Source organism: Chitinophagales bacterium (assembly GCA_020636495.1).
In the GTDB taxonomy this organism is placed as follows: Bacteria; Bacteroidota; Bacteroidia; order Chitinophagales; family Chitinophagaceae; genus UBA5543.
On the sequence record JACJXQ010000008.1, the window covers coordinates 868,910 to 884,985 of the forward strand.

Here is a 16,076-nt window from a genome sequence, read left to right on the forward strand (position 1 = left end):
TATTTAAACCTGCATAAACTTATGTTTGAATGCAGGGTTAAAAATATTTTTACGATATGAAAAAAAATGCTACAATTTTTAATGTAAAGCAGACATTATTAATAGCGTTATTCCTTTTGGGTTTTCAGGGTGTTTTTGCACAGGCACCTACACCGCAGTATGCATATACTAATGCTACAGGTGGTAACTGGATACCGTTTGGAGTTGCTAATGGATGGGATAACTACAGGTCCCAGTTTCTGTATTTACCGGGAGACTTCCCCACACTTACATCCACCAACCCTGGTTTTATCACAGATATCTACTTTAAAAGTTATTATGCAACATCAAACTTTACGATGAATAACTTCCAGGTAGACATGGGTAATACTACGGTTACCAATTTGTCCGGATACGTTTCCGGTCTTACCAATGCATTACCACCGACTACTTGGTCTGCCGGTACGTCTATCAATGCCGGAGACTGGTTCGTGATTCACCTGGCTACACCGGTTTATATGAACCCTAGTCAGCCATTCGTTGTAGATGTTCGCCAGACAGGTGGAACAGGCGGTGTGCCCGTATATGCAGGTGGCGTGCCTAACAACTCACAGTATACAGGTAATACGCATGCGTATGGTAGCACCACATCATCTACTGCTAGTGTAAGGCGCTATTCATACCAGTTCGGTTTCGACTTCTTCTCAGGTTATCCTTGTAATGATACACCAAGAAGTTCTGTGGACGGTCCTATCAGGGTGTGTCCTAACAAACGTTTTACAGTAAGGCCTGACAGCTTTTATGCAACAGCAGAGTACAAATGGCAATATTCTACTAATGGTACTACATGGTCAAACTTCACCGGCACCCCCGGCTTATATGGTGAGATCTATGACAGTATTACCCAGGCAAAATGGTACCGCGTTACTATCACATGTGATAGTAATAAAGGATTGACCTATACTTCTCCGGGACATAAAGTGTCTATTGCCCCATTCTATTATTGTTATTGCGATAATAGTGTGACGTCTGACCTGGGTGCTGATATTGGTAAGGTAGCCATTATCAATGTTACCAATGACGACTCAATAATGAATAAGTCATTCCTGATAACAGGAACAGGTTACCCTGTTTACAATAATTCACAAGCTAATAAAACATATACCCCTTATCATGACAGCCTTGCATGGCCTTGCCTTTACAGGGATAGCTCATACAGGTTAGTTGTCACTCAGATACATCCGGGTAGCACACTACAGCCTAGTGTTGCACAGGTATATATAGATTATAACCGTGACGGATTATATAATCCCAACACAGAGCGCGTATTTATTAAAGCTATAGATGGTACAGCTAATCCTCCGGAAGTTGCTATTGCACCATTGGTAGTGCCAACTACTGCAGAAACAGGTTTGACAGGTATGCGTGTTATCATCAGTCAGGATACAGTTCAGGGTGCGCCATGCGATACTATATCCGGTTATGGCGAAGTTGAAGACTACGTTGTAGAGATCTGCTATCGTCCGTGTACAGGCCCTGTTAACGGTGGTGTAGTTGTTTCTACTGACACTTCTATGTGTAAAGGATATGAGTATACATTGACAGATACTACTTATGAAAAAACGGTTTCAGGCTTTACTCGTGCATGGCAGGTATCAGGTGATAATATAACCTGGTTCAATATTCAAAACAGCGAGGGCAAAGATACTCTGAACCGAGTATTTACAGGTCAGCCGCTGTATTACAGGTTAAGAACGATCTGTTTGCCAACGCACGATACTGCATATAATGCGCCAACCCAAATAAAAGTAAAACCAGGCTATAAGTGCTATTGCTACAGTAAGGCAATAGGTGGCGAGGGTATTGATACAAGTGATATCGGTGGTGTAACATTCGGTCCGTATTCCCGCAATAATGGAGGACCTCACTTGTTGAACCCGATAGCACGCTATCCGAGGACTGACTATACAGACATTACGCCGATTGAAATGTTTACAGATACTGTTTACCAGTTTGCTGTATATCATACAATGCCGGTAGTTGAGCACGGAGATGCTAAAGTGACCATATTCATGGACTTCAATAATAACCACGAATATGATATCCCGTCAGAGCGCGTATATACAGGGTATACATCAATTGGTAACCATACTTTGATAGATAATGTGATCGTTCCTCTCAATGCGATACTGGATGTACCAACAGGTATGCGTATCATACTGAACAACAATGTTGGTCCGAATGCACCATCTGACTCAGCTTGTGGTGGTTACATGTCCGGTGAAACTGAAGATTATATACTGATCTTCCGTAAGAGAATACCGGAGGGTGTTAGTGAAGTAGGTGCGTTGAATGGTTTCAGCGTACATCCTAACCCAACCAGTGGTAAGTTCAATGTACAGTTCAGTACCAATGTTAACATCTCTAATGTTAATCTTCGTATAACCAACGTTACCGGACAACTGGTAATGCAACAGGATTACAAACACGAGGGTGGCATGTTCTACAAAGAGGTAGACATGGGTAAACAAGCTCCCGGAGTGTACTTCGTTGAGTTACAGGCAGATGGACAAAGATTGATGAGGAAACTCGTTGTACAATAAGATATAAAATAAAATTGTTATTAAAATCCCGTAAAGAGCAAACCTTTACGGGATTTTTTTTGTCTGTATGGATACCAATTGGTTCGTAAACGATACAGTCATGACTACTATTTTACATTTCAGATTAAGGTATATCATACTTGCCTTATTATCAGGTATTTGTATGAATGTTAGTGCACAAAGCACAACTATTAATACCACCGTAGGAAGTACGGGTTACAACGGTAACAACAACTCAGGAGCCAACGGCTTCATTACATTCGTCGTAGAGAATAATTCGGGGCAGGCCATTAAGATCACGGAAGTAGGTAACTATTGCCAGACGTTACACAACAACTCTGTCAGTACGTTGTGGTATTCGTCCACCTCGTTAAGTGGCCCGGTTACATTGGCAACCCCAACCTGGAATATTGCTGCTTCAGGTAGTGTTTCCGGTATTACTACAAGTGGTATATTCCCGGTATTAACAGGTATCAATTTCCAGATACCTGATGGAGCCATTTACCGCCTGGCCATACACAACACTGGACCTGAAAATAACTATACCCTGGGTACACCCACTCCCAACACCTTTACAGCGGCCGGTGTTACCATGCGTGTGGGTGACTACCAGATTGGCGGGCAATATGTAGGATATGCGGTAGCCAACAATCCACGTTTCTTTACCGGAAGTATTACATTTGAACCCGCAGCTATCCCTTGTGATGATACATTAACCAGTGCAGTGATCAACGGTGTCTCTTCAATATGTCCCAACAAACAGTTTAGCCTGGCAGTAGGTGTGCCAAGTGGTACTTTTATATCGGGAATAACATACCAATGGCAATATTCGTTGAATGGTAATACCTGGGCCAACTTTACCGGCGTGCCAAATGTGTCTGCCGGTGGCGCTATCACCGATATGATTACAGCCAATAAGTGGTATCGTTGCATTGTTAAGTGTACTTCAAAAAACGAAACTTATATTACCCCCGCACATAAAGTGTCAATAGCGCCATTCTATTATTGCTATTGTGATAATATGACATCTGTAGACGGCGGTGCCAATGTTGGCAAGGTGGCGATCATAAATACCACAAACGATGATAGTGTGATGACCAAATCTGTTCTGAGTACAGGAACAGGCGTGCCTGTTTACAACAATGCCCAGGCTAATAAATTGTATACTGGATACCACGACAGCCTTGCCTGGCCATGCCTGTATAAGGACTCTACCTATCGTTTTGTTATTACACAAATACAATCTACAGCAACACTACAACCCAGTGTAGCACAGGTTTATATTGACTTTAACCGGGATGGGCTCTATGATCCTAATACAGAAAAGGTATTTCTGAAAGCGATTGACGGTACTGGCTCGTCTCCTGAAGTAGCAGTACTTGCCAAAAAAATGCCGTCGTCAGCACAGGTGGGGCCTACCGGTATGCGTGTCATCATCAGCGAGGATACGGTAAAAGGTGCACCTTGTGGCACTATTACAGGGTATGGAGAGGTTGAGGATTATATCATTAAGATATGCTACCGTCCATGTGATAGTCCTGTAAAAGGTGGTATAGTTGTGTCTACAGACACTTCAATGTGTAAAGGTTATGAATATACACTCACAGACACTACCTATGCAAAAACAGTGTCCGGCTTTAACCGTTCATGGCAGGTGTCAGGAGATCAGAAATCATGGTTCAATATCTTTAACAGCGAGGAAAAAGACACACTGGAAAGGGTGTTCACCGGGCAACCTTTGTTCTACAGGGTAAGGACCATTTGCCCTACTACCAATGATACAGCCTACTCTCCTTCAACCGAGATAAAAGTTAAGCCGGGTTATAAGTGTTATTGTTACAGCAAAGCTGTAGGTGGACTTGGGCTGGATTCAAGTGACATCGGCGGAATGTCTATCGGAACCTATGTACATAACTCAGGAGGTCCGCATCTGCTTAATCCTGCAGCTTACTACCCTAGGACTGACTTTACAGATAATCCACCAATAGAGCTATATACAGATAGTATCTACCATTTCTCTGTATTCCACACTATGCCGGGCACGGAACATGGAGACGCTAAGGTGACCATATTTATGGACTTTAATAATAACCACGAGTATGATATACCTGCAGAACGTATCTATACAGGTTTCACAAGTATCGGCAATCATACATTGGTCGATAATGTGCTGATACCGATGAATGCAATATTAGACGTGCCAACCGGTATGCGTGTTATTTTGAATAATAATGTAGGTCCTAACACACCTTCCGATTCAGGTTGTGGTCCTTATACTTCAGGCGAAACTGAAGATTATATTCTGATCTTCCGTAAGAAAATTGCAGAAGGCATAACAGATGCAGCCAAACTGAATGGATTCAATATACATCCTAATCCTACTACAGGCAGATTTAATATCAGGTTCAGTTCTAATGCTGAGATTGATGAGGTGAAGGTTCGTATCACGAATGTTACAGGTCAACTGGTACAGCAACATACATACGGCTACGAGGGTGGAGTGTTCAGCAAAGAGCTGGATATGACCAACCAGGCTGCAGGTGTATACTTTGTAGAACTGGATGCAGATGGCAGTAAACTGATGCAAAAACTAATAGTTCAGTAAAAACAGATCAGGGAATAAGAATAAAAAGGACAGGTAATAACACCTGTCCTTTTTTATTACGGTATAGGTTGGTTATCTCGCCAGTGTAATATCACCTTTCAGGAACCTTTGCGCTCCGGCAAGTGTTAATTGTATCATGTAGTAATAAGTGCCGATAGGCTGGGGGGTATTGTGATAGCTGCCATCCCATCCGTGATTAATATCTTCAGTATAAAATACTCTATTACCCTTCCTGTTATAGATAGCAAATGAAAAGCCTGATATCTCTTCCGGGTATTTACTACGGAATCTCAAAATATCATTCAGGTTGTCTCCGTTTGGAGAAAAAATGTCAGGCATCCAGACTGAGCAATCATTAAAGGTGACTGTTATTGTATCGGTGCTCACCCCGCAATCATTATGCAGTTCTACAAAGTAACGCCCCTCTTCGCTCACCGTGATATTTGGAGATGTAGAGCCGGTAGACCATATATAAGAGATGCCCCTGATGCTTAAGCCTACAGGAAGGTATAGTAACTCTCCTTCACAAAGAGTGGTGTCTTCCGGACCTACCTCAATATATGGCGGGTCAATAAAGTTGTCAAGTACCATACTTGTTGTATCTGTACAGGGGACAAAGTCAGTGACGGTAAGGATAACTTTATATTTGCCCGGAACAGAGTAGCGGTGTTGTGGATCAGGACCGGTGCCTGATTGTCCGTCACCAAAATTCCAGCGGTAACTGGGTGGTGCAGGTGTCTGAGATGCGACGGTGATATTACTGTTGAATTGTACAGGTTTATTTGTACAGAATATATTGTTGTCCGCCGTAAATGCGGCTTTAAGCGGGTGAAGGGTAGATATTTCTTTGGTAACAGTATCTCTGCATATACCGTTGTCTGCAACCAGGCTTACATGATAAACATCCTGCCGTTTGTAGGTATGCGCAGGATTGGTCTGTGTGCTTATACCTGAAGAATCGCCGAATATCCATTGGTAAGTCAACGCCCCTATTGATGTTGTGCTTTTGTTGATAAAGTTGACAATATCAGCGGTACAACCGTAGTCTATAGTATATTCAAAATCTGTTGTGCCTACACGTAGATCTTCAACTGTTACCGACACAGTATCCGACCATGTGCATCCACCCTGGTTCGATGCTGTTCTTACTGTGATGGTATAGGTAGTATTAGACGTAGGAGTAATGATAGGTTTTAGTTTGTTGGGTCCCGGTATCGTGATACTGGATGCAGGTGTCCATGTGACATTGTAGTTGACACCAAAGGTCATATTGGTCAGCGATGCGGATAAACTGTCTATATAGGTGCCACAGCCGGTAAGGTGCTTGGGCAAACCGGCATCCAATGTTGCTTTGGGTACAACAACGTTTACAGTGTCAGTACCTTTAATACCGCAGAACAATGTATCATAATAGGTCAATAATATTTTGGCGCTGTCAGTAGATATTACAGAAGTGGAATCACCCGTAGTGTGACTTATAGTAGCCGGGCCACTTAATACCGACCATGAAAAGATGCCCTTGCTGCCTACCGCCTTGATAGGTGTAGCAGGTCCCGAACCGCAATAGTAGGCAGGGTTGTTATTTGCTTTCACGCGTTGTGTATTCAACGCTATTACCGGGCAGGATGCGAAATCTTGCACACCTCCGATAGGTGTCACCTGGAGTGGCAGGAAATCTACGCTGTTATTTGTTGGGTTGACGGTACCAACGTAATAGGTACCGTAGTATTCAAAATACATTTTGTTATCTATCATGGCAACACCCCCGCCTCCCGGCCCATAGGGTGCTCCGGTGACGTTCCACTGTTGCTGTAATACACCCTTCAGGTTGTATTGCCTCACAAATTGCGGAGAGGATAATTGAAGAATGTAGAAATTGCCATCACAATCCGCCACAATATCAAAAGGGCCACCACCCGAGAATCCTGCCACGGAAGCAATGAAAATAGCATTGCCGGTTCCGTTATATCGGTACACATCTCCGTTTTGCGCGTCAAAACTATAGATATATCCTCCACCCGCACCGATATTATTAGCATAAGGTGCTCCTATATCATGACCGGTATTTATCCATTGTGAGCCGTCCCAATAGATATATTTTGTACCGTTGATGCTATAAAATGTGGGTGATGGCGATGCAGCATTCAAATTTGGACTTATAGCCAGGGCGCCTACATATAATGGTATAGCACTGGTAACGGGATTGGTTGCTGATTTTGGTTTTGAAGGGTCGAAGATTTGAATAAAATTATTGGCAAAATAAATATACCTCGGACCACCCCCGGAACATTGCGGCAGTTGGGCATAGGTTGTATTGCTTACCCATAAAAAGCAATATACTATCAGGAGTCCGTATCGGATATGGTTCAACATACAGGTAGTGTGTAATAAAGCTATTACATAAAGATATGTGAAAATGGCTAATGGGTGCTATGTTAAAGGCTTTTGTTTTGAGTTTTTTTGTTGCATAAGGCAGGGGGCACAATGTGCTGAACACTAAGCAGGAAGCAGCTGTATATGATTGGTTATGCGTTAAAAAGATCGTATTTTTGTAATGCTATTATATATACAAAAAACCAATCGGAAAATCAAGTGTTTTTTTGGGTGTTGAGGGGTAGTATTGGTAAAACAGCCTGTAAATCAGGCACATGAGTTATTCACGTTCTTTTTCCACAATTCGTGAATTTCTATTTTCCCCACAAAGGCATCTTTTAAATACTTTCGTTGTCCGAGGATATTTTTTCTGAACGATTAACTTTTATTTAACGCATAATATTTGATACCCATGGCTGCAACAAAAAACAAGTCCGGTAAAGGTCTCTCTTTCTCCCGTCATTATACAAAAGACGGCCTTAGCCCGTACGAGATGTTCGAGTATGATTATCGTACATCTGTCATTCGTAATCCGAATGGTGAAAAGGTATTTGAAATGACCAATGTTGAGGTTCCGAAACATTGGTCGCAGATAGCTACTGATATATTGGCACAGAAATATTTCCGCAAAGCGGGAGTACCTCAACCCGATGGCAGCCTGGGCAGGGAAACTTCTATTAAGGAAGTAGCGCACCGCCTGGCAGATTGCTGGCGCGGCTGGGGCGAAAAATATGGGTATTTCGCGAGCAAAGATGATGCCCGGGTATTTTACGATGAGTTGATATACAGTATCCTGAACCAGGGATGCGCGCCTAACTCACCGCAGTGGTTCAATACAGGTTTGTTCAGCAGCTATGGTATTGATGGTAAAGCACAGGGACACTATTATGTTGACCCCGTAACAGGACAGTTGGAGCGTTCTAAAAATGCTTATGAGCGTCCTCAACCTCACGCTTGCTTTATCTTAAGCACCAGCGACGACTTGGTGAATGAAGGTGGCATCATGGACCTGTGGGTACGCGAGGCTCGTATATTCAAATATGGCTCTGGTGTAGGAACCAACTTCTCAACTGTACGTGCAGAAGGTGAAAAGCTGAGTGGTGGCGGTACATCAAGTGGTTTGATGAGTTTCCTGAAGATCGGTGACCGTGCAGCAGGTGCTATAAAAAGCGGTGGTACTACCCGCCGTGCAGCCAAAATGGTTTGTCTCGACCTGGACCACCCTGAAGTGGTTGACTTTATAGATTGGAAAGTAGAAGAAGAGAAAAAAGTAGCTGCACTGATAGCTGCGGGTTATGCTTCTGACTATGAAGGCGAAGCATATCGTACCGTATCAGGACAGAACTCTAATAACTCCGTTCGTATACCAAACGAGTTCTTCCGTCGCCTGACCAACAACGAGGATTGGGAAATGACTGCCCGTACAGATGGCAAAGTAATGAAGAAGATACCCGCAAAAGAACTGTGGGAAAAGATCGCTTACTCTGCATGGCGTTGCGCTGATCCGGGTACGCAATATGATACTACGATCAACGAGTGGCATACCTGCCCTGAAGGCGGCCCTATCCGTGCATCCAATCCTTGTTCAGAATACATGTTCCTGGACAACACAGCCTGTAACCTGGCCTCATTGAACCTGCGTCGCTACTTCGATGAAGATACCTGCAGGTTTGATGTAGAAGGGTTTGAATATATGGTTCGCCTGTGGACGGTAGTACTTGAAGTATCAGTACTGATGGCACAGTTCCCTTCTCCTGAGGTAGCACAGCTGAGCTACGATTACCGTACACTTGGCTTAGGATATGCCAACCTGGGCTCTATGCTCATGGTAAGCGGTATACCTTACGATAGTGAAGAAGCACGTGCCATAGGTGGTGCTATCACAGCTATCATGACGGGTGTTGCTTATCGTACATCTGCTGAGATGGCAGAGTCGCTGGGTGCATTCCCCCGCTTTAAAGAGAATCGCGAGCACATGCTGCGTGTAATGCGCAACCACCGTGCTGCAGCTTACGATGCTGCTGAAGCGTACGAAGGACTGGAAACAAAACCAATGGGCATTAACGCCAAGTATTGCCCTGACTATATGCTGAAAGCGGCTACCAAAGCATGGGATGACGCGGTGCAGATGGGCGAGCAACACGGCTACCGCAACGCGCAGGCTACCGTTATCGCACCAACAGGTACTATCGGCCTGGTGATGGATTGCGATACTACCGGTATCGAGCCTGATTTTGCACTGGTGAAATTCAAAAAACTTTCCGGTGGTGGTTATTTCAAGATCATCAACCAGTCTATACCACAGGCGTTAAAGCACCTGGGTTATAATACACAGCAAATTGATGACATCGTTAAGTACGCAAAAGGCCACGCTACATTCGCAGGTGCTCCGTACATCAACCACCAGACACTGAGCGAAAAAGGTTTCATTGCCGAAGAGCTGAAAAAACTGGATGCTGCGGTAGAAAGTGCATTTGAAATAGGATTTGTGTTCAATGCATATTCACTGGGCGAAGAATGTCTGAAACGCCTGGGTTTTGAACCTGAGCAATATTTTGCTCCTGACTTCAACTTGCTGGAAGAATTAGGATTTACAGATGAGGAGATAGACGCTGCTAACGATTATGTGTGCGGTACTATGATGGTAGAAGGTGCGCCGCACCTGAAAACAGCTCACCTGCCTGTATTTGATTGTGCTAATAAGTGCGGTAAAAAAGGTGAACGTTACATTCACGCCCACGGCCATATTCGTATGATGGGTGCTACTCAGCCTTTCATAAGCGGTGCGATATCCAAAACCATCAACCTGCCGCATGAGGCAACGGTTGAAGAAATAAAAGATTGCTACTTCCTGAGCTGGCAGCTGGGCATCAAAGCATGTGCGTTATACCGCGATGGTTCTAAACTGAGTCAGCCGCTGAGCAACAAGAGTGACAAGAAGAAGAAAGAAACGAAAGAAGAAGCTGCGGCTGAAGACAGCCAGATAGTAGATATGAGCAAACTGACAGTAGAAGAACTGCTGGAAGAAGTGAACAAGCGTGTACAAGCCAGCCCTGATACACAACTGAAACGCGAACTGAGCCGCATTGTAGAACGTAAACAACTACCGGCAAAACGTCGTGGCTATACCATCAAGGCAAAAGTAGGCGGACAGCCATTGTTCGTGCGCACGGGTGAGTATAACGATGGTACACTGGGTGAGATATTCCTGGATATGGCTAAAGAAGGTGCAACAATGCGTAGCCTGATGAATAGCTTTGCTATTGCTGTTTCAGTAGGCCTGCAGTATGGTGTGCCGCTGGAAGAGTATGTAGACAAATTCACCTTTACACGCTTTGAACCGGCTGGTATTGTGGAACACCCGAATATCAAATCGGCTACATCTGTACTTGACTTTATCTTCCGTTTGTTAGCGTTCGAATACCTGGATCGTACAGACCTGGTACACGTACAAGACCCCGAGCGCATACAAGGAGAAGACACAGCCGCTAAGCAAGAGCTATCGCAGGTACGTGTAACGCCACCTGCTGCACAAAAGCAGAAGAACACAACTGTTGCGCCTAAAGCAGTAGGCGTGTCAGCACAAAATTCTGCTGATGTGAAAAAGCTGATGGGTACCAGCGCCGATGCGCCTGTTTGCCGCAACTGTGGTAACATTACCCTGCGCAACGGTACCTGCTATATGTGTCCTAACTGCGGCACTACCACAGGATGCAGCTAAGAATATTACGAATAGTTTTCGATGATTAATACAGACAGCACAGCCCCGGATTACTCCGGGGCTTTTTGTTGATTGTCACCTAAAGGAAGATGAATACTACTTTGTAAGCTCAGTCACAGCCCTGTATACTTTGGTCACTACAGAGCTCATCCTTAAATAGTCCAGCGTTTCCGGTTTGTCGTCAGCGGTATGATAATAGATATTCCGGTAACGGGTACAATCTGTTACCAGTACAGACGGCCATTTAAAACGTGTATAGTTTTTATGGGTACGCATGTCGACATGTTTAGACCATGCCGCTGCCCTGAAAACTTTGGTAGGGGTGCCGCTTTTGCCATGAGTAAACTCTTTGGTAAACAGCCTGGCGAATTTGCCTGCAAATGGTTTGTGTATCACGGCGATAAAATCCCCGGTGCTTCTGTGAAAAATACCTGATAGAAAGGACGGGTAGGTCTGCGAATTTTTATGATCGTCAAAATAGCCTATCATTTCCAGGCAAACCATGCCAACTACAGGAGTATTATTGTTGTGGAGCGATGTAGCGTGTATAGAGCTACCCATGTCCTGCGAGCCATAATAAGGAGGTTCTTCAGGACTATAAGCTACCAGGTCTATTCTTACTTCCCATTTGCTTTGGTCCGTTTCTGAAAGCATGCGGGCTAGCTCCAATAGTCCCGCTACACCGCTGGCGTTATCGTCAGCACCGGGAAAATCTCCGAATACATCGTAGTGTGCCCCTATAATAATGCGTGGCGCATTTACAGGGCCGAATGTGGCATAGACATTATTATACTTCTTCCCTTTTGAAAGGAATGATTGTATATATGTTTCTTTTGTCAGTCCGGAAAACTGCTCATAGATGTACTGTCCCGTATGGTTCAGGGCTACTGTATCAGTATAGTTCCTGTAGCCGGGGCCTTCAGTAAGCTTGTCTACATGTTTGCGCAGGGCGGCCTCGCTGGCCTCTGTACCATACGCGCACAGTTGAGTCATGAACAAACAGGCTGTAACAACAACATGTAAAAGGCAACATCTCATATTTGTTTCTTTAGGGGTTAATTACCATCCTTGTGTTCCCAGAGGTGCAGGCAGGCATAGGTGCGGTACGGGCGCCACCTGGCCGATAGCTGCAGCATCTTTTCGCGCAATTGTTTTTTATCAGCCGGGTCAAGCTTATATACTTGTATCATGGCTTGCTGAATACCCAGGTCGTCTACCGCAAATACATCTTCCCTGCCCAGGGCAAACATTAGTAGCATCTCCACCGTCCATTTGCCTACACCTTTTATCGGCAGCAGAAATTCCTTTACCTCATCATCACTCATTTTATGCAACGCTTTATCACTCATATCATATTCAAGCGCATAGCGGGCTATGTTTTGTATATAATGCGTTTTAGCGTTCGACAACCCTATTGATCTAAGTTGCTCAAAAGGCATATCTGCTACCTGTACCGGTGTCGGTTCCACACCATCAAACAGGTCGATAAAACGATCGTATATCACCTTTGCTACTTTGGTAGACAACTGCTGGCTCATAATAGAGCGCATCAGGTGCAGGGTGACATTCCTGCGTTTTTCCAGTTTTTTACCTGCTGAATTTTGCAGCACTTTTTCCAGTTTTTTATCTTTTGAAAGATGTGCCAGGTAGGCAGCTTCTTTTTTTACGGTCATAGTAATGAGTGGCTGATTAAGATGTCAATTTATCTGCTGTCTGTACAAATAAGTCAATTAAGATAATAAAAACTTATATATTCTGAAAGCAAGCAGGGCAAAGGAGGTCATACTTATCCTGATATTTACATATTCAAATAGTATCTTTGCCCCCGCATTTAATATTTAGATATGAAGAATACTCCATTTACTGATAAGCACATTGCACTGGGCGCTAAAATGGCCGAGTTCGCAGGTTATAATATGCCTATATCCTACAGCGGTATCAACGATGAGCACGCTACGGTACGTAAGAACGCCGGTGTTTTCGACGTGAGCCACATGGGCGAGTTCATCCTGAAAGGCCCCGACGCGCTCGACCTGATTCAACGTGTGACCAGCAATGACGCTGCCAAGCTGAATGCTCCCGGTAAAGCTCAGTACTCATGCCTGCCCAACGATGAGGGTGGTATAGTAGATGACCTGCTGGTATATGCTATTGAACCGAACAACGTGTACATGCTGGTAGTAAATGCTTCCAACATCGAGAAAGACTGGAACTGGATAAGCAAGCATAATACAAAGAATGTAGAGATGCACAACATCTCTGACAAAACAGGCCTGCTGGCTGTACAAGGCCCTAAAGCTGTTGAGTATATGCAGGAACTGACCGATATGGACATCACCAACCTGAAATACTACACTTTTGTAAAAGGTACGTTTGCCGGTATTGAGAATGTTGTGGTAAGCGCTACGGGTTATACCGGTGCAGGTGGTGTAGAAATATATTTTGAAGATACAGACGGTGCGGGCGATAAGATATGGGAAGAAGTATTTCGTGTCGGTGGCCCTAAAGGCATGAAGCCTATCGGCCTGGGCGCGCGTGATACACTGCGCCTCGAAATGGGTTTCTGCCTGTATGGTAATGATATTGACGATACAACCTCTCCTTTAGAAGCAGGACTGGGATGGATCACCAAATTCACGAAAGATTTTACGTCTAAAGAAAAATTTGAAGCTCAGAAAGCTAATGGCGTTAGTCGCAAGCTGGTAGGTTTCGTGATGGTAGACAAGGGTATTCCCCGTCATCACTACAAGATACAGAACGCCGCAGGCGAAGAGATAGGTTTTGTAACCTCAGGTACACAATCACCTAGCCTGGGCAAAGCGATAGGTATGGGTTATGTACGTAAGGATATGGCTGCTGAAGGCAACGAAATAAACATCATGATCCGCGACAAGGCAGTTAAAGCCAAAGTGGTGAAAATGCCTTTTGAATAATAATATTGATATAGTATGACAAAGCCCGCATATAGTATGCGGGCTTTTTTTTATACCTTATCTGATATTTATCCCTATGCTGTCCCGTATTTCGTATTTCATTTGTGTGATTCTGGTGTTATATACATCGGTCGTGTTCTATCCAAAATGGAACAACACAGCTACGGAATCTCCTTTGGGTTGGGACGCTTGTACCTATTACTGGTACCTGCCTGCAACATTTATCTATAAAGACCTGAAACAACAGAAATTTGGAGACAGCATAATAGCCAAATATGGTTTTACTTCCGGTTTTTGTCAGTCATATCTCTACGAGGGAGGCAACAGGGTCATTACCTATAGTTCTGGAGTTGCAGTTTTAGAATTGCCGGCTTTTACTATTGCACATATCCTGGCGCGTCCGTTAGGTTATCCTGCCGATGGATTTTCAAAACCCTACCAGGTGGCGGTACAATTGTGGGGTGTTTTGGCAGGATTGGTGGGCTTGTGGTATTTCAGAAGATTACTGCTGTTGTATTTCAGTGATAAAGCAACGGCCATAACTTTGTTCTTACTTGTTGTCGGTACCAACTATCTGAATTATGCAGCTATTGATGTTACCATCACCCATAGTTACCTGTTCACTATCTACGTATTTCTGCTGCTTAATACGCATTACTTTTATGCCACACCCAATAGGAAATATGCTGTAAGAATAGGACTGCTTATGGGCCTGGCGATACTGGTACGCCCGTCAGAAATGATAGCTGCCATTATTCCGCTGGCATGGGGCATGGAAAGTATCTCGTTCAGCGCAATAAAAGAACGGATAAGCTTTTTGATGCAACATTACAGGTATTTACTCCTCGCCGTTGCATGCACGGTATTGGTAGGCTCTTTACAGGTGGCTTATTGGTGGTATGTTGCAGGGCAGCCATTTGTATATAGCTATACCGATCAGGGCTTTACATGGAAAAGCCCGCACTTCTGGTTATATACCTTCAGTTACCGTAGCGGCTGGCTGGTGTATACGCCGTTATTGATGTTTGTATTTGCTGGGTTATTGCCTTTTTTATGGAGAGGGAAGAACAAGGTTGCTATCATTACTTTTTTTCTTGTCAATTACTATATTATTTCTGCATGGGATATTTGGTGGTACGGTGGTATGGGCGGGCGCGCTATGGTACAGAGCTACGTTGTTGTGTTTTTTATCATCGCAACCCTGGTTGAAACTTTGTTGCGGACACGCTGGTTGAAATGGCCCGTATTTGCTTTGATGCTCCTGTTCGTTTATGTAAATGTCTGGTTCACATACACGGCACATGCTGCTTCAGGATTGTATGACCCTGTTTGTATGACAAGGGCATATTATTGGGCTGTAGTGGGGCGTTTCAAAGTGCCTGCTTACACGGTAAGGTATAAGGATACTGATGAGTATTTTGATGGAACGCCACGTAATATGCAAGTATTGTACACAAATGGTTTTGAAGAAGATACCACTGAGACTGATATAGAACCAATAGCCGGGTCCTGCTCGTTGCTTATGGATGCAGGCAGGACCTATGCTCCGAAAATGGGAGTGTCATATGTTGACAAACACGCAGATTGGGTACGTGTCAAAGCAAAGATACATATGACTTGCTGGGAGTGGGAAACATGGAGGCAAATACAATTAACGGTGGGGTTTCTTGAAAACAAAAACTACATAAAAAGAAATACGTTAAGGCTTAACCACGCAACGGAACATTGGGATGATGAGATATTTTTTGATGTAAAGATACCTGGCCAGTCTTTCGATTCAGTAGATATTGTCATATGGAACCCAGGCACAACATGTCCTGTAATGGTGGATGATATTGAACTATGGTCTTTTGAAGAATAAT

Annotated in this window: 8 protein-coding genes; 5 read left to right on the forward strand and 3 right to left on the reverse strand. The window is 44.0% G+C overall.

The genetic code is table 11. From position 1 onward, the window contains the following. The first annotated feature begins 56 nt into the window (after window positions 1-56). The gene (locus H6550_03830) at window positions 57-2,582 is read left to right on the forward strand and encodes a T9SS type A sorting domain-containing protein (protein ID MCB9045252.1); all 2,526 of its coding nucleotides are present in this window, start codon (window positions 57-59) and stop codon (window positions 2,580-2,582) included. A 100-nt stretch (window positions 2,583-2,682) separates the two neighbouring features. After that, the gene (locus H6550_03835; GenBank protein MCB9045253.1) at window positions 2,683-5,187 is read left to right on the forward strand and encodes a T9SS type A sorting domain-containing protein; all 2,505 of its coding nucleotides are present in this window, start codon (window positions 2,683-2,685) and stop codon (window positions 5,185-5,187) included. Between the two features lie 72 nt (window positions 5,188-5,259). On the opposite strand, the gene H6550_03840 is transcribed toward H6550_03835, so the two are convergent. Continuing rightward, a complete protein-coding gene (locus H6550_03840; GenBank protein ID MCB9045254.1) occupies window positions 5,260-7,560 on the reverse strand; it encodes a PKD domain-containing protein in 2,301 nt (766 codons plus the stop codon). Between the two features lie 412 nt (window positions 7,561-7,972). Here H6550_03840 and H6550_03845 point away from each other — a divergent pair, with 412 nt between their 5' ends. Then, the gene (locus tag H6550_03845) at window positions 7,973-11,281 is read left to right on the forward strand and encodes a vitamin B12-dependent ribonucleotide reductase (protein MCB9045255.1); all 3,309 of its coding nucleotides are present in this window, start codon (window positions 7,973-7,975) and stop codon (window positions 11,279-11,281) included. A gap of 96 nt (window positions 11,282-11,377) precedes the next feature. Here the strand turns inward: H6550_03845 and H6550_03850 are convergent, their stop codons facing one another. Further along, window positions 11,378-12,274, reverse strand: coding sequence for a M28 family peptidase (locus H6550_03850; GenBank protein MCB9045256.1), 897 nt, complete (start codon window positions 12,272-12,274; stop codon window positions 11,378-11,380). A gap of 62 nt (window positions 12,275-12,336) precedes the next feature. After that, the gene (locus H6550_03855) at window positions 12,337-12,954 is read right to left on the reverse strand and encodes a DNA-3-methyladenine glycosylase 2 family protein (GenBank protein ID MCB9045257.1); all 618 of its coding nucleotides are present in this window, start codon (window positions 12,952-12,954) and stop codon (window positions 12,337-12,339) included. A gap of 171 nt (window positions 12,955-13,125) precedes the next feature. On the opposite strand from H6550_03855, the gene gcvT reads away from it, so the two are divergent. Further along, entirely contained in the window at window positions 13,126-14,214 is a 1,089-nt protein-coding gene (gene gcvT / locus H6550_03860) for a glycine cleavage system aminomethyltransferase GcvT (protein ID MCB9045258.1), read from the forward strand. Between the two features lie 133 nt (window positions 14,215-14,347). Next, complete coding sequence (locus H6550_03865; GenBank protein ID MCB9045259.1) at window positions 14,348-16,075, forward strand: hypothetical protein; 1,728 nt, start codon at window positions 14,348-14,350, stop codon at window positions 16,073-16,075. Window position 16,076 lies beyond the last annotated feature (1 nt).

Coding starts and splice junctions, on each gene's coding strand:
- H6550_03830 (MCB9045252.1), top strand. CDS start 57: ATGAAAAAAAATGCTACAATTTTTAATGTAAAGCAGACATTATTAATA.
- H6550_03835 (MCB9045253.1), top strand. CDS start 2,683: ATGACTACTATTTTACATTTCAGATTAAGGTATATCATACTTGCCTTA.
- H6550_03840 (MCB9045254.1), bottom strand. CDS start 7,560: ATGTTGAACCATATCCGATACGGACTCCTGATAGTATATTGCTTTTTA.
- H6550_03845 (MCB9045255.1), top strand. CDS start 7,973: ATGGCTGCAACAAAAAACAAGTCCGGTAAAGGTCTCTCTTTCTCCCGT.
- H6550_03850 (MCB9045256.1), bottom strand. CDS start 12,274: ATGACTCAACTGTGCGCGTATGGTACAGAGGCCAGCGAGGCCGCCCTG.
- H6550_03855 (MCB9045257.1), bottom strand. CDS start 12,954: ATGACCGTAAAAAAAGAAGCTGCCTACCTGGCACATCTTTCAAAAGAT.
- gcvT (MCB9045258.1), top strand. CDS start 13,126: ATGAAGAATACTCCATTTACTGATAAGCACATTGCACTGGGCGCTAAA.